Below are 14859 nucleotides of genomic sequence, written 5' to 3'. Positions count from 1 at the left end.
ATTGAAAATACGCCCCTCCAGGCCGCCAACGGCGACAAGGTCAGCGACGGCGTAGACCTGCCATTTAATTTTGACCATACCTCAGGTGTTGCTCCCCGTGCTCACATCATCTCGTATCAGGTGTGCTGGCCAGGCAACGGTGGCGACCCTTATGCCGGTTGTCCCGAAGAAGCCATTCTCGCCGCCTTTGAAGATGCCATTCGCGATGGCGTGGACGTGATTAACTTCTCCATCGGTGGCGGTGAAAACTTCCCCTGGGAAGACCCCATGGAACTGGCATTCCTGTCTGCCCGTGAAGCCGGTATCTCAGTGGCTGCGGCGGCCGGAAACTCTGGCCCCTATTTTTACAGTGCTGACCACACCTCGCCCTGGGTCACTACCGTAGGCGCCTCCACCCACGACAGAACCCTGGATGCGGGCAAAACCCGTATCACCGCCTTCGAGTCGACCGGGCCTGCCTTCACCATCCCGAAAAATGACATCGTGGGTAAAGGCTTTACCGATGAAATTTCCGGTCAGTTTGTGCTGGCTGAACACTATCCCGATCCTAACCCCAATGATGGCTATGCAGCCAAAACCTGTAACGCGCCCTTCCCTGTCGGCACCTTCACCGCAGACCAAATCGTGGTTTGTGAGCGAGGCGATATTCCCCGTGTAGACAAGGCAATCAACGTACAGGCCGGTGGCGCCGGCGGTTTGGTACTGCAAAACGTCAACTTTAACGACCCATTAGTGGCTGACCGTTTTGTCATTCCCGGCATCAACGTATCCTCCAGTGTGGGTTTTAGCCTGAAAAACTGGATCAACCGCAGTAACGGCACGGCCCGTGGCACCATCACAGCCCATGTGAACGACTATCTGCTGGATGAAGAAAAAGGCAACCTGCTGGCCTATTTCAGCTCCATGGGACCAAGTCGCTATATCGACAATCTGGTGCCCGATGTCACGGCTCCCGGCGTCAACATCTATGCCGCCAATTCCGACGATCAACCCTTTACCAACAATCCATCGGCCAGCGACTGGACCATGATGAGCGGTACCTCCATGGCATCGCCCCATGTGGCCGGCGCCATGACACTGCTAACCCAGCTGCACCCAGACTGGACACCGGCAGAGATCCAATCGGCCCTGATGCTGACTGCCAACGAAGTGAAGTTCCAGCCTTATGCCGGCTCAGCACCAACAACGCTGCCTTACAACTTCATGGCCGGTGCCGGTGCCATTGATGTTGCCAAAGCCGACGCCACCGGGCTTATCATGGATGAAACCATCGATGGCTATATGGCGGCCAATCCCAATAACGGCGGTATCGTTAACTGGCTGAACCTGCCTTCCATGGTTGATATGAACTGTGAGAAAGAGTGCAGCTGGATGCGCACTGTGAAGGCGACCAAAGATGGAAGCTGGACAGTCAGCACTGAGGTGAAGGAAGACGGTGCCACCCTGGTTGCCACCCCCAGCCAGTTCAGCCTGAAGGCCGGGGAAACCCAGACCATCATGGTGAAGATGACAGTGCCCAGCGTCACCAGCTATGCGGTTGACCCTGACGACGGCGACTCACCCTGGGACGGCAATAACAACTATGCGCTCTTTAATGGTCAGTTGATGCTGACTGAGAGCACGGGCAGCTCACCTGAGCTGCATATGCCTGTGGTGGCCCTGTCCAACTACGACCAACTGCCCTTCGCCAAGCAAATCGAGTTCAACCGCGAGCAGGGTGCTGAAACCTTTGTCGTGAATACCGACAACTACAGCCAGTTCACCCCCAGATACTATGGTCTGGTAAAACCCAGGGCGGGATTCCACTTTGTGCATAATTTAGCCAAAGAGCAGCTCTGAACGAAATACAGGGCTCCAAGCTGCACGCCGGCGCTTACCTGCAAGGCTGTCTTTCTTGCCATTGTGCTGTTTTATTGCACTTAGTGCCGCACGGTTGAATAGGGCCAAATGTTTAGCACCCTCTGGATCTGACACTTTCAAAGCATCCTCGCGAAAAACAACGTCCAGCACCCAGTGCAGTTGGTTCTCAACGGCCCAGTGGTCGCGGATTGTGCGAGCTGCTTCCTCAGCGTCCACTGGCAGGGAGCTGACGTACCAACGTGACGAACATGATGTGCTACCATTAACAGTCCGCTCGCTGGCGACCTCTATCAGTGACTTTATATGGGGCCATTTCTTTTTCAGGTCTGGTGACAACTCGGCTTCAGTTTGCATCACGGTCCTGCACTCCTTGCGGCCATGACCGGTGTTGGACTGTTCATACGTTTCCAGTTCCTTTGAGTCATAAAGGTTACGGAATGACGCCTGCACTTCCTCAAGCAGCGCTTTTTGATTGGACTTCACCTGGATCACGAAATCGCCTTTGCGCTGTGTAATTGTGCTCATGGTGGCGACCTGGCAGTGCAACGCGTCGAGCGTGACAATTGCGTTATCCAGTGCCAAGGCATCAATCACGTTTCGGGCAATCTCGGCTTCTTTGCCTTTGGTATTCGAACTGTCCTGATAAAGCGTGACACCGTTGCTGACATCGAACGCACTGACGACATGAAGTGCATTTTTAACGTCGTCACTCCACGCACCGCGCATCGTTTTACCGTCAAGAGCGATGACCGACTTACCTTCGCTCTGCCGTTTCTCGTTGATCCAGCTGAACACCGTTTGCAGCAGAAGCTCACTATCCAAGGCTTTGATAATGTTGGCGATACAGTGTCGTCTGGGGATACCATACTCAAACTGGCGGTACTGCCGTAACCAGTCGAGTTGTTCTTCACCGAACTCCTGGATCGACTTCCAGCCGGTTGCACCGCTGAGTACGGCAGAGAGTGTCAGGAAGACTACGTCAACCAAGTTGTGTTTAAGATTGATTTCCTTACGAGGATCGGGCAGTGTTTCAAGGTGTTCCAAAAGATTCATGTCTGTCAGCTGGTTATGACTAATGCTGATCTGATCATAAGGCTGTGTAAAAGTTCAACTCAAAGTGGGATCCTGCCCTGGGTAAAACCCCAACTGGAACAGCATGAGCTGGGACTGGTGAGCCCTCTTATCAGCCTGGCCAACGTCGAAAAATGGGGTCTCAGCAAGGTGGTGGTGCCTGAGGGCACCAAGCGTCTGATGGTGGAAGTATTGTCTTCCGAGTTTATCGGCCATGACAACAACGACAACCCACGCTACTTCAAACAAATCCCAATCCTGAGTATCGGCCGCGATGCCAACGGCAACGACAGCTTCATCCCCAGCGAAGAGGAAATGGCGGAAAACACAAGCGCACTGACCAGCGAGTTCCATGCTGAGCTTGAGTGTCAGTCATCCTCCAGCGCTGCCATGAACTATTGCGATCTGGTGGACCCGGTCCCCGGGACTTACTGGATAGCCCTGACCAATGTCGGCCGCGGCGAGCAAAAGTACAATGTGACCACCGCCGTTGCTTTGGTGGGTAATGACAGCGCAGTTGGCAACTTCCACCTTGAAGGACCGGCATCCCATGACGGTAACGGCAACTATGAGCTGACCCTGAACTGGGATCTGCCGGAGGCTGTGGAAGGGGACGTGTTCTACGGTGGTTTCGACATGGGTAACATGCCGGGCGAAGAAGGCGCCCTGGGCTTTACCTCCCTCACCCTGAGACGCGGCAAGGACAATGTGTCCTTTAACCTCAGCCAGGATAAGGCGCGCAATATGGACGTGGTTGAGATTGACCTGGCCATGCTGCCCAACATGGAATCCCGTGACAGGGACTTCAGCTTTAAGCTGACCCTGCCTGAGGGCATGCGTCTGGCGCCGGAAACCCTGAAGACCCTTAATGATAAGGCGCTGACCAACCTGGAAATGGATGAGAAGGGCTTCAGTCTGAGCGGCAACCAGCCAAGCACCCGTAACATTCAGCGCGAATATGTGGTGACCAACAGCCTGACGTCGGCCCAGTGCCGTACTCCGATGATTGATGAGTACTCGGATGGTGGCTACATCGATCTGCGTGAGTTTGGTATACAGCCCGACCAGAGCTGGCATGTGGGTGACTATCGCGCCTATAACGATGTGCCAATGAACTGGCTCTTCTGGGGCATGAACCAGGAGCAGTTCAAGCTCTACAACCAGGACAACGGTGGTTTTATACGTATGCACGCCGTGGGTGCCATGCAGTTCAACACCGCCTACTGGATGATGAACTATGTGCGTGGTCCCGGCTTCCTGTATGAGTCAGTCAATCCCTTCTGGCGTGGCAGTTTCGAAGCCAAAAACCGCCGTCATCCCGATGACCCATGGGGTTTGACCATCGCGGCTCAGTACGATGCTGACCGTCCTGATCTGGGTGACCTGCTGTTTATGGAGTTCGATAACGTTACTGATACCCAAACCGGTGACCAATACGACTATGAAGTGATATTGCGCCCCAACCTGGACTTCCGTGACAACCGCTTCGAGATGATCTTTGCCTACGATAATCTGGGTGCAAACCTGGCAAAAGGCACCATCTACGTGGAAGGTTTTGACAGCCCCTACTCATCCAATGTCGGTCCGAAAGACGGCTATCTCTATACCATGGTTGGCTTTGACAACCTGGATGAGGTGCTCGAAGACAACATGGTGATGTGTTTCGACTATCAGGGCCCTGAGCAGGGTGCCATCGACATGAAGGTGAAGGCCGTTGTTCAGCCAGAAGCCGTTGGCAAGACGCTGGAGATCCAACTGACCCAGAGCGTAGAGGGGCAGATGGAAAAAACCACCAGCCGCACTCTGGTGGTCAACAGCGATCTGAAAGTGGCCGCCCTGCCCGATATGCAGGTAGCCGAAGACGGTGAACTGAGTGGCATCGAAGTCTTCTATCTGGACGCCAATAAAGTGGGCAACCATTTGATTGTGACCGGTGAGCACGTGCAGGCCGAGATCAATGGCAGCAGCTTCAGCCTGAAGCCCGATGCCGACTTCTTTGGTGAAACCCTGGTGACAGTGACGGTACAGGACAACGAGCACGCCAGCGATCAGGCAAGCGTCAGCTTTATGCTGACAGTTACGCCAGAGCAGGATGCACCTGTTGCCAAAACCGCCCAGGCTGAGATTGCCATCACCGAGGGGCAAACCATTACCCTGGATGCCAGCAGCTCAGTGGACATGGACGGTGACAACCTGACATTCAGCTGGGATGGCCCGGGCACCATCAGTGATGACAGTGCAGCCGTGACCACTGTGACCGGCCTGTCAGTGGGCGAGCACAGCTTCACGGTGACAGTGTCTGATGGCATGGATGAAGCCGAGGCAGAGGTCGTAGTCAAGGTGGCCGCGGCCCCGGTGACAGAAACCACTCCTCCTGCCAACAACAGCTCGGGCGGTAGCCTGGGTTGGATGGCCTTGCTGCTGATGGCAGCCGGTGCGCTGCGCCGTCGCCATTAATCCCCTCCGGCGGCCTGACGCTGTCTGGCCGCCATTCCCTCCCCAAACGAAGTGAACACCAAAGACCGATGGCCACGCCATCGGTCTTTTTATTGTTAAGGGCGTTTGTGACGAAGCCTCATGGCTGCGCCATGGCGCATAAACTGGGCGTCAATCGACTTCCGGGGCGGCTTTTTTGGGCAGACTATCGCGCACCTCAAACCAATCCACGTGGGTGTCGAAGAACACATGGGCCATGGGCAACTGCGCTATGGGATCGCCAAAACAGGCGCGAACTATGTGCAGCTCTCCAGGCCAGCGGCTGGAGGTAAAAAACAAACTGCTGCCACAGCGGCGACAAAAGCCCCGCCGGGCCGCCTGTGATGAGGCAAACCATTGCAGTTGTTGCTCCGGGTCGCTGATGCGCGCGGCCAGTTCATTCACACCAAGCCAGGTCACAAAAGCCGCCCCATGGGCACGCTGACACTGGCTGCAGTGGCAATGGGCCACCCACTTGGGCGGCAAGTCAATTTCCACATGAATGGCGCCGCACAGGCAAGCGCCGCAGGCGTGTTGGAGCGTATCCATGGCGTATTCACCCGGGCTGGCACAAAAAAGGATGTCTCCATTGTTGGCAACCACAGGCTGGCTGTCCAGTGCCAACCCGGGACTTTAATCCCGCGCCCAGGATGCTGGGTCTTACTGGCTCATCATACAGGCTTCCAGCTCGGCTTCTGATTTGCCTGATGCCTTTTCCATGGTGGCGGAAAGACACACATCGAGCGCCTCGTAATCATGATTTCGGGTGTATTCGCTGTGGCAGTGCCTTAGTCGGCTGACCACCGCCTGCTCCAGGGCAGTTTGACTCATGCCGACACACGCCGACACAGCTTCGAACACGCCGTTGCCGCGCATGGTTTGGAGCGTCAGTTGTACCCCCTGTTCAAACATGTCGGCGGATAGCTCAGGCTCTTGCGAGGCATGAACAACATGGGGGAGCAAGGTGCCAAGCAGCAACGTCATTATCAGTGGATGTCTCATGGGTAAGTTCCTTTTACTCGGGTAAATATCAGTGCCGGAGTTGGCCTTGCTGTCATGGCCGCACTATGCCAATGGGCCTGTGCACACCTTAAAGAAACGTCATTGGCCGCACATCAATCCTTGGAATGAGATTTATCCCTCTAAGCAGGAATAAGCGCCGAGACCTACACTTTAGTCCTGTGCCTGCATGGGCGGCACAGTCAGTAACCATCTTAAGGAGAGAATCTGATGAGAGTCAGTCACTGGAAGCGACTAGGTGTGGTATCGGCCCTGGCCCTGGGAATGACGATGGGATCAGCTCAAGGGGCAGCCTATTTAAAACTGGGTGATATCAAAGGCGAAAGCCAGGACGAAGGTCACTTGGAGGAAATCGAGCTGCTCGCATGGAGTTGGGGCACGAGCAACAGCATGAATGGCTCAGGCAGCCTTTGTGTTATGGATGTGTCTCTGGCCAAATATACCGACAGCGCCACCGTGGATATTTTAATGGGGCAAATGATGGGCACCCAGTACCCTGATGCCGAAATTTCCATGACGCTCAGCGGCACCGAACAGGCTGAGGACTACTTTACACTGCGCATGCGCAATGTCAGTGTGTCCAGTTATCAAACAGGCGGCAGTGGCGATCAACGGATGTCGGAAAGCGTGAGTCTGCACTTCGATGAAGCCACCATAGAGTATCGTCGCCCCGGCCCGGATGGCAAACCCGGCGCCCCCGAGCTAACCCGTATCAGCTCAAGCAGCCACAAGTGCCACTGAGTTCTGACAGTGGGTCCATCCACGGATGTGCCCTCTGGTCCTGTCGCCTCCTCCATCACCGACAAAAATCGCTGGGCTAGTCGAGTGCTTTCAGAGTCGCCATCCCCAATTGGCGCATTTGACGGCCAATCCAATCGGCACGCTGATTCATGTAGGCGGTGGGGGGATTGATGCGATATGCCCAGGGGTTGGGAAGCAAAGCGGCCAGCAGGGCGGCTTCTCTTGAACTGAGGTGACCCGCCCCCTTGTTGAAGTAATAGCGGGACGCCGCTTCCACCCCATAAATGCCCGGACCGAATTCAACGATATTGAGGTAAAGCTCCAGAGTACGGCGCTTACCGCTGAGAGTATCCAGCAGCAGGGCGAACCAGGCCTCGAGCCCTTTACGCACCAAACTGCGGGATGACCAGAGAAACAGGTTTTTGGCGGTTTGCTGGGTTAAGGTACTGGCGCCGCGAAGGGGCTCTCCCGGATCTCTGTCTTCGATGGCCGTTTTAATGGCCGCAAAATCGACGCCATAGTGCTGGGTGAAGCGTTGATCTTCAGAGGCAATGACCGCCAATTGCATATTGGCCGCAATCTTTTCCAATGGCACCCACTGGTGGCGCACCTGAATATTGTCTTTGGGTGGAAACAGTGCCCTGTCGATTCGCCAAGCCCAGGTGGGGGGATTGATAAAGCTCACCGTCGCCACCAACGTCAGCGACAGAATCAGAAATGTCAGCAGCAGGCGAAAACTCCAGCGCCAGAGGGCACGCCAGCAACGGGCAAGCAATCCCGGCTTTTTCCCGCCGGCCAGCGCCGATTCAGACATGGCCAGGACTCCTGTGGGCAAGATGAGATACTGAGGTAACCTGGTGGGGACTCATTTCAACACTCTGACTCATTTCCGTATATCGCCTTTATCCTTGATTTTTACCCAGGGGTTGTGAGGCTACTCCTCCCCGGGCAGCAGATAAACCCACTTGGGGTCCCGGCTCCAGGGTTTAATGATTTTGCGCTGTTTATCCTTGGTATAGAAGCATTTGCCAAAGAGAATAATGCCCGCCCCCTCAAAGTCACCGCGCTCTTTAATGCCAAATCGCTTCAGCAGGGCATCGCGAATGTCGGAGATGGCGATGCCCACTTCGCGACTGTCGGTGGGGTTAAGCCAATTCATGTCTTTGTCAGCATGGGACAAGGTGCCCCAATACATGCGCGGTGCCCCTTTTTCCGTAGGAATAGCATCGGCAAAATTCACAAACAGGTTTTTCGCGCGCCAGCGGTGTACCTCATCGGTGTAGACCCAAAGGTCCGAGCCAGCAAGCTCACTGCCCCGCAATAAACTCAGCAGCAGCTTTTTAAGCCCCAGTTTTGGGGCCTGCAGCGCTGTCTCTTTCTCCTCAGCCGCATCGGAGTCAGATTGTGGCTTGGGGCGTGAGCTGGCGCGATAGGCGGTTTGTGGTTCACCAATAGAGGAGTCTGCAGCGGGTCTGGCCAGGCTGCGGCCGAGTTTGACCGGCGCGTCAAAATCAATGCTAAGGCCGTCTTCATGTGCAATGGCCTCGCGCACAGCTGCGATGTCGGCTTCATGCTCCTTGCTGGAACTGGACGGGCGATATTCGGGGCAATCATCACTGTGATAGAGGGAGCCAAAGCAGGCAGCCTTGCCATCGCTGGACGCACGGCGAAAATAGGCCCGCGCGCCGCAACCCAGGCAAAAGAGCGATTGTCTGAGCTGCTCCTGAGTAACCTCATCCAGTTTGGCAAAACCGTAAACAGAAAAGACCCGGGGCGTTTGGCCCGGCTCTTCGCAGCGCACATCCAGCATAGTTCAACTCCTTTGCCTACCCGGGTTTATCCTCCGGCTATCGGAGCATAATGGCAAGCCAAAGCGACTGATTTATGGGGAAAACTGTTTCAGCCACTGGGCGAAGGCCTGTTTGGGCATGGCACCGGCCTGTTGCCCCAGTATCTTACCCCCCTTAATCACCATCACAGTGGGGATGGAGCGAATAGCAAACCGCGCCGCCAGGGCCTGCTGGTTTTCGGTATCCAACTTGCCGAAGCGGAATCCGGGCTCAAGCTCCGCTGCCGCCGCGCTGAACACAGGGGCAAAGCTTTGGCAGGGGCCACACCAGCCGGCCCAAAAATCCACCACCAGCGGCAAATCCGCCTTGGCAGCATGGGCCTCGAAGTTGGCAGCGGTCAGTTCAATCGGCTCACCGGTAAACAAGGGCGATTTACAGCGACCGCAACTGGGGGCGTCGCTGAGTCTGTCGTCGGGCACCCGGCTCAGGCCGTGGCATTGGGGGCAGGCAAGGATCATAACAATGGCTCCAAAGTAAAGGCTGGACGAAACAAACATGGGGACACGGCACACCCATTACAAGGCGAAAAAACCAGCATTCTTCACTTTTGTTGTCAATTCTGTCAGGGTAAAACACCGGAAAAGCGATATCAAAATTAACAAGGACTTCAGATGAAATCAGGAATTCAAACACGCTTTCAGCAGAGTCGGCCTCGCAGCTTGCTCCTTGGCCTGCTAATTGCGATGGCCGCCCCATTAGAGTCAGCACACTCGCAGACTGCCACTGGAGATACCCCCTCACACACTGTTTCCACCGCCATTGCGCTGACCTACGGTGCCGCTTATCAGGCTCCTTCCCACCATTTTGGTGAGGACAGACGCTACATGGTAGCGCTGCCTGAGCGCTATCAAGCCAACGAACGCCACTATCCAGTAATCTATGTCATTGATGGCGACTTTCAGTTTCGCCATGTATCGGCGGCAGTGAACAACCTCACCCGCATGGGTAAGATCCCCCCCATGATAGTGGTGGGGGTTGCCACTCAGGGGCAGGCTGACTATATCAAATCCACTACCTGGGCTTCCGAGCGGGAAGGTGATGAGTTTGGCGGCGCAGACACCCTGATGGCGTACCTGAAAGATGAGCTGGTGCCCCTGATTGATGCCAGATTTCGGACCAGTGGTAAGAACGCAATAGCGGGCTATTCTCTCGGAGGTCTCTTTACCCTCGAGTCGATGATGGTCGATGGCACGCCCTTTTCTGCCTTTTTGGCCATGAGCCCCAGCACCTGGTACGACGATTACGGCATCAACGGCCGCGTGGCGGCTTACATCAAAAAGAATAAGGTACTGCCACCGCTGTTTTTATCGGTCGCCAACGAAGAAGGTATGGGGGTGCAACCGCTGTATGAACTGATTGAAAAAGCGCTGCCAAACTCCGGGGTAGTGTTCAAACGCTACCCGGATGAAACCCACTATACTACCGCCATGCCTGCTCTGCTGGATGCCCTGGAGTATCTGGCACCGGCCTACTACACCGACCTTGACGTGCTGGTGCCCATGGATAACTACAAAGATGTGTTAAACCACTTCGAGGCCAAGCGCAGCCAATGGGCCGGATTTCGCTTCGAGTGGTTACAGTCCTACTACCTCGCCAAGTATTTTTTCATTACCAAACAGCAAGATAAAGTAAGCACTTTCCTTGATGAAGCCCAAAAACGCTTCCCCGAATCCAACACAGAACTGTGCGTTGCCATGGCCAAAGCCTATTTGAATAAGCAGCAGCCACAGGAAGCGCTAAAAGTGCTGATGCGGGCGGAAAAAGAAGGCGAGCAAAGCGCCGACTGGCTGGCGCAAATGAGTGAAGCCAAAAAGGCCATGGGCGCCATAGCAGAAGCGCAGGCCCTGCACAGCCGTGCCATGGCACTGGCCGACGCCCAAGGCTTGGAAAGCTGGGAATATTGGGAGCTCAATCCAAGACGCTTCTGATATTGGGCAACCACAAAGAGTCGCAAAGCAGGCGCCTTTTTATGATTTAACGCTACCTGAACCAGGAAGAATTCCTCAGTACCGGCATGGGGTTTTCTGCCATCAACCGGGTATACATCAACCAGCAACCAGAAAGCCTTATCATTTACGCTGCTGATGTGGGCTCAAAAACAGGCCCTCTCCCGCCATATAACGGCCGAGAATATCGAATCTCAGCCCCGTGGCTAAATCATCCGGAAAGAGGGTTTCTTTTGAAACACCACCAACATAAAGGTCGGGCTGGCCTACCCTAAACATTGCGACGAGCCGGGTGCTGATTTTTAAAATCCATATCAAGGCGCTCCCAATCCTTCAATGTCTTAAGCTATTCAACCCCAACTCACAAAAGTACAAGGGTACTCACCAAGGCGCGCTGAAATCGGTGTCGAATACAAACAATTCCGCCTGCCCCGGTTGTTTTGCCCCCGCGTCTTCGCTGCCATGCCATACTCATTAACGACGCACAAAATGCATAAATGCGAAAATCCTACTATTGTGATTATCCGGCGTTGGCGTATAACTAAAGTACTGCTCAGGCAGTAAAGGCACACGTTGGAGGCGTGAAATGACCCGTGAAAGCACCCACCATAGAGGCCACAGGGAGAAAACGGACCGGCGGCAGATAAGTTCCACTAACCTCGACCACTGGAACAAACTCACTACCGCACAGAGGTTTGCATTTTATACCCTGGCGAAACTTGGCTACCAGTTACTCTTTGTCCGCGGACAACAGAGCCAGCCTTTGGCCATCACACGCCAGGATGGGAGACTTGCAACCATTAACAGTTGGGGCGATATCGACTTCGCCCCCGACATACGACTGCGTCAATAGCGAAAAAGGAGCCCTGAGGCTCCTTTTCTTATACTGCTATCGGTCATTGACCTTTCAAGCCGCCTGGCTTGCCACACCGGCATCAGATTCAGCAATCAGCATTACCGCCGCACGCCCCAGCAGTTGATTGATGGTCCGCTCGCCCTGAGTGCCCAGCTCCAGCATCGCGCTTTCGCGGGCGCCACTGATGGCGCGGAACAGTGTCACATCACGCTCTGCAGAACCGCAAAGACTGAAGAAGAGCTTCAGCACTGCCCGATAATGGGACTCGCGCATCGCTTGCATCCAGCTACGCTCCAGCGCTTCAACGCTGGAAAAATCCAGGGCTGCCATAAACAGGCGGCCAATACGCGCATCCAGGCGTACCAGAAAATCCGTTTTCTTAGGGAAGTGGTGGCTGATACCAGTCCGGCTTATCCCGGTTGCTTCTGACAGCGTCGTGTATGACATAGCGTCGAAACCAATACTGAGGATTTGCTTGAGCGCCTCATCCATGATCTGGTTAATGGTCTGCTCAGTCTGCACCTTGGAACGTTTCGCCATGAAATGTATCCCCCGTTGTTATATTTGTTGCGCAGAGCTTACCAAAGCATTAGAGGGATTACTGCCAGAAAAATGGCATTCATAAGAGTATCTGACTTTTGTTCAGCCAGTGTTCAGCTAAAAACAGAACGCCATGCCAAAGCGCTAACCTTTGATTAACATGTGCTGTCTGCTGAGCCACTGTTGAGCGTTGTCTGACCCCATCAGCAAATCAAGGGTGGGCGCCAAAACAGGACGTAATTGCGGTTTTCGCCAGTACATAAAATCGGGCATGATCCGGGTGTTACCGGATTGAAAAAGATTATGCAAAAGACTGGCAAACTCCCGCAGTTCTTCGTCAGACCATTGGGGAATGTTTGGGTAGAAATCCTGGCAAAAGGCACCAAATTCAGCGAATAACGCCAGTTCTTTGGCGTCATACCTGTTAAGCAAAGGGAGTAAATACAGGGAACTCCAATGGGACAGCTGGTTGACGTCATTGATAGCCTGTAAATTCCGGCGATGGAACTGTTGCCAGGCCAACGTGAGACTGCCCTTCTCTTTGGCAATTCGCCAGTAAAGATATGCATCGGCCAGCCATTCCTGCTCGCGCACACTGAGGATATCCGGCAGCACTGAGCCTTGTAAAGCCCTGACCTCCAGATGCCCAATTTCGTGCCACAGGGTTAAGGTGAACTGCTCGGCCAAAGGCAGTTCCAGCAGAGAACCTGCAATGATGGCGCTCTCGCGACTTTGTGTTCGCTCCGGGGCCATCACTATCACCCCGGCAATCTCGGGATGGGACACTGGGGTTACCAGCGCGGCGCGATACCCCAGCAGCGTGGGAATATCCGCAGGCAATTGCGCCTTTACGCCTTCAGGCACCCTGGTCAGGCAAGGGGTTAACCCGGCAAGCTCACAGAGGATGACCTCTTTACCCGCCACCACCACAGGGGGATGGTCATGCAAACTGCCACTGAACTGCGCCGCATTAAGGCCACAACAGGCCATCAACAGCAGCAGATTCAGTGCCAGTCGCCACGTCATCAGTGGCGGCTCATGATGTTCTGAATGATAGCCGTGGTAGACACCCCATCTTCAAACCCCAGCACCTTGACCTGACCGCCGTTGGCAATCACTTCGGCGCCACCGGCAATGTCTTCCACCTTATAGTCGCCGCCCTTCACCAGAAGGTCCGGCAGCAGCCTGGCAATAACCCGCTGTGGGGTGTCTTCACTGAAGGGCACCACCCAGTCCACCGAGGCCAGCCCGGCGAGCACGGCCATGCGTCTATCGACGGAGTTAACCGGGCGGCCATCACCTTTCAAACGGCGCACCGAGTCATCGTCGTTCACCGCCACAATCAGGCGATCGCCCAGCGCCTTGGCCTGGGCGAGATAACTCACATGGCCTGCGTGCAAAATGTCAAAGCAGCCGTTGGTCATTACCACCCGCTCGCCGCGAAGCTTGGCCTGCTCGAGGGCATACACCAGCTGATCTTCACTCACGACGCCAATGCCAGACTCGCCCTGATGGGATTTCAAGGCTTCAATCAGTTCGATACGGCTTACCGTGGATGTGCCCAGCTTGCCCACCACCACGCCGGCAGCGGTATTGGCGATGGCACAGGCCTGCGGCAGCTCAGCACCGGCAGCAAGGGCCGTGGCCAGCGCCGAAATCACGGTATCGCCAGCACCGGTCACGTCGTATACCTCACGGGCCACGGTGGGAATATGCAGCTCAGGGGCGTTGGGCGTAATCAGGGTCATGCCCTTTTCGGAGCGGGTCACCAAAAGCGCATCCAATGCCAGGTCCTGAAGCAGCTTCTGGGCCTTTTCAACCAAATCCGCTTCGCTGGTCACAGTCCCCACCACAGCCTCAAATTCGCTCATGTTGGGCGTCAGCAGGGTAGCACCGCGGTAACGGGCAAAGTCGCTGCCCTTGGGGTCCACCAACACCTTCACCCCCTTGGCGCGGGCCCTGGCAATAAAGTCGGCCGGCTCACCCACGGCGCCCTTGGCATAGTCCGACAGGATAACCACATCCACATCATCGAGGCGTGCCTCTGCCCGAGCCAGCAGCTCGTCACTGCTGTGCTTGTCAAAGGCTTCTTCAAAGTCGAGTCGGATAAGCTGCTGATTACGGGACAGCACCCTGAGTTTGGTAATGGTGGGTTTATCCGCCACCACCAGCCAATGGGGTTCTACCCCCAGGGCCTGCACGCCGCGGGTCAGGGCATCTGCGGTATCATCCTGCCCCACCAGGCCGGACAGTTGTACCCGCCCCCCCAGGGCAGCAATGTTCAGCGCCACGTTGGCGGCACCGCCGGGTCTGTCTTCAATCTGATTGATGCGCACCACGGGCACAGGGGCTTCGGGGGAGATACGTCCCGTCGGTCCCACCCAATAGCGGTCCAACATCACATCCCCTACAACCAGAACCCGGGCCTTCTCAAAAGCTGGCAGCGTAACCTTCATAGTACTCACATTGAATTTGCCGAAACTAAAAGCGGATTGTACCC

The 14859-nt window shown here is 55.3% G+C and carries 14 protein-coding genes; 4 read left to right on the top strand and 10 right to left on the bottom strand.

Annotated elements, in window-relative coordinates; genetic code table 11:
- Positions 1-1839, top strand: a complete 1839-nt coding sequence (locus JQC75_RS03415; RefSeq protein WP_203327107.1) for a S8 family serine peptidase — start codon at positions 1-3, stop codon at positions 1837-1839.
- Here the strand turns inward: JQC75_RS03415 and JQC75_RS03410 are convergent.
- Positions 1819-2913 (bottom strand): ISAs1 family transposase, encoded by a 1095-nt coding sequence (locus JQC75_RS03410; protein ID WP_203324635.1) that lies wholly within the window; start codon positions 2911-2913, stop codon positions 1819-1821. The genes JQC75_RS03415 and JQC75_RS03410 overlap by 21 nt on opposite strands.
- A gap of 117 nt (positions 2914-3030) precedes the next feature.
- Here JQC75_RS03410 and JQC75_RS03405 point away from each other — a divergent pair, with 117 nt between their 5' ends.
- Positions 3031-5388, top strand: coding sequence for an Ig-like domain-containing protein (locus tag JQC75_RS03405; RefSeq protein WP_239002071.1), 2358 nt, complete (start codon positions 3031-3033; stop codon positions 5386-5388).
- 150 nt (positions 5389-5538) lie between these two features.
- On the opposite strand, the gene JQC75_RS03400 is transcribed toward JQC75_RS03405, so the two are convergent.
- Entirely contained in the window at positions 5539-5955 is a 417-nt protein-coding gene (locus JQC75_RS03400) for a GFA family protein (protein WP_203326095.1), read from the bottom strand.
- Between the two features lie 111 nt (positions 5956-6066).
- Entirely contained in the window at positions 6067-6408 is a 342-nt protein-coding gene (locus tag JQC75_RS03395; RefSeq protein ID WP_203326094.1) for a hypothetical protein, read from the bottom strand.
- A 288-nt stretch (positions 6409-6696) separates the two neighbouring features.
- Between JQC75_RS03395 and JQC75_RS03390 the strand changes: the two genes are divergently transcribed.
- The gene (locus JQC75_RS03390; RefSeq protein WP_203326093.1) at positions 6697-7167 is read left to right on the top strand and encodes an Hcp family type VI secretion system effector; all 471 of its coding nucleotides are present in this window, start codon (positions 6697-6699) and stop codon (positions 7165-7167) included.
- Positions 7168-7243: 76 nt separating this feature from the next.
- Here JQC75_RS03390 and mtgA read toward each other — a convergent pair whose 3' ends face one another.
- The 3 genes from mtgA to trxC form a co-directional block, all read right to left on the bottom strand.
- Complete coding sequence (gene mtgA / locus JQC75_RS03385) at positions 7244-7981, bottom strand: monofunctional biosynthetic peptidoglycan transglycosylase (RefSeq protein WP_203326092.1); 738 nt, start codon at positions 7979-7981, stop codon at positions 7244-7246.
- Positions 7982-8101: 120 nt separating this feature from the next.
- Positions 8102-8977 (bottom strand): hypothetical protein, encoded by an 876-nt coding sequence (locus tag JQC75_RS03380; RefSeq protein WP_203326091.1) that lies wholly within the window; start codon positions 8975-8977, stop codon positions 8102-8104.
- A 72-nt stretch (positions 8978-9049) separates the two neighbouring features.
- Positions 9050-9475, bottom strand: a complete 426-nt coding sequence (gene trxC, locus JQC75_RS03375; protein ID WP_203326090.1) for a thioredoxin TrxC — start codon at positions 9473-9475, stop codon at positions 9050-9052.
- Positions 9476-9628: 153 nt separating this feature from the next.
- Between trxC and JQC75_RS03370 the strand changes: the two genes are divergently transcribed.
- Positions 9629-10945, top strand: a complete 1317-nt coding sequence (locus tag JQC75_RS03370; protein WP_203326089.1) for an alpha/beta hydrolase-fold protein — start codon at positions 9629-9631, stop codon at positions 10943-10945.
- 141 nt (positions 10946-11086) lie between these two features.
- Here the strand turns inward: JQC75_RS03370 and JQC75_RS03365 are convergent, their stop codons facing one another.
- The 4 genes from JQC75_RS03365 to hldE form a co-directional block, all read right to left on the bottom strand.
- Positions 11087-11242 (bottom strand): hypothetical protein, encoded by a 156-nt coding sequence (locus tag JQC75_RS03365; RefSeq protein ID WP_203326088.1) that lies wholly within the window; start codon positions 11240-11242, stop codon positions 11087-11089.
- Between the two features lie 628 nt (positions 11243-11870).
- Positions 11871-12359 carry a TetR family transcriptional regulator gene (locus tag JQC75_RS03360; protein WP_203326087.1) on the bottom strand — a complete coding sequence of 163 codons (489 nt, stop codon included), beginning with the start codon at positions 12357-12359 and terminating at the stop codon, positions 11871-11873.
- Between the two features lie 144 nt (positions 12360-12503).
- Positions 12504-13385, bottom strand: coding sequence for a hypothetical protein (locus tag JQC75_RS03355; protein WP_203326086.1), 882 nt, complete (start codon positions 13383-13385; stop codon positions 12504-12506).
- Positions 13385-14815, bottom strand: coding sequence for a bifunctional D-glycero-beta-D-manno-heptose-7-phosphate kinase/D-glycero-beta-D-manno-heptose 1-phosphate adenylyltransferase HldE (hldE, locus tag JQC75_RS03350; RefSeq protein ID WP_203326085.1), 1431 nt, complete (start codon positions 14813-14815; stop codon positions 13385-13387). Before hldE ends, JQC75_RS03355 begins: the two co-directional genes overlap by 1 nt.
- Positions 14816-14859 lie beyond the last annotated feature (44 nt).

It is taken from the genome of Shewanella litorisediminis (assembly GCF_016834455.1).
Lineage (GTDB): Bacteria > Pseudomonadota > Gammaproteobacteria > Enterobacterales > Shewanellaceae > Shewanella > Shewanella litorisediminis.
This window is presented reverse-complemented; position numbering and strand designations above follow the sequence as displayed.

Coding starts and splice junctions, on each gene's coding strand:
- JQC75_RS03365 (WP_203326088.1), bottom strand. CDS start 11,242: ATGTTTAGGGTAGGCCAGCCCGACCTTTATGTTGGTGGTGTTTCAAAA.
- JQC75_RS03400 (WP_203326095.1), bottom strand. CDS start 5,955: ATGGATACGCTCCAACACGCCTGCGGCGCTTGCCTGTGCGGCGCCATT.
- JQC75_RS03360 (WP_203326087.1), bottom strand. CDS start 12,359: ATGGCGAAACGTTCCAAGGTGCAGACTGAGCAGACCATTAACCAGATC.
- hldE (WP_203326085.1), bottom strand. CDS start 14,815: ATGAAGGTTACGCTGCCAGCTTTTGAGAAGGCCCGGGTTCTGGTTGTA.
- JQC75_RS03380 (WP_203326091.1), bottom strand. CDS start 8,977: ATGCTGGATGTGCGCTGCGAAGAGCCGGGCCAAACGCCCCGGGTCTTT.
- JQC75_RS03395 (WP_203326094.1), bottom strand. CDS start 6,408: ATGAGACATCCACTGATAATGACGTTGCTGCTTGGCACCTTGCTCCCC.
- mtgA (WP_203326092.1), bottom strand. CDS start 7,981: ATGTCTGAATCGGCGCTGGCCGGCGGGAAAAAGCCGGGATTGCTTGCC.
- JQC75_RS03410 (WP_203324635.1), bottom strand. CDS start 2,913: ATGAATCTTTTGGAACACCTTGAAACACTGCCCGATCCTCGTAAGGAA.
- JQC75_RS03370 (WP_203326089.1), top strand. CDS start 9,629: ATGAAATCAGGAATTCAAACACGCTTTCAGCAGAGTCGGCCTCGCAGC.
- JQC75_RS03390 (WP_203326093.1), top strand. CDS start 6,697: ATGGGATCAGCTCAAGGGGCAGCCTATTTAAAACTGGGTGATATCAAA.
- JQC75_RS03355 (WP_203326086.1), bottom strand. CDS start 13,385: ATGACGTGGCGACTGGCACTGAATCTGCTGCTGTTGATGGCCTGTTGT.
- trxC (WP_203326090.1), bottom strand. CDS start 9,475: ATGATCCTTGCCTGCCCCCAATGCCACGGCCTGAGCCGGGTGCCCGAC.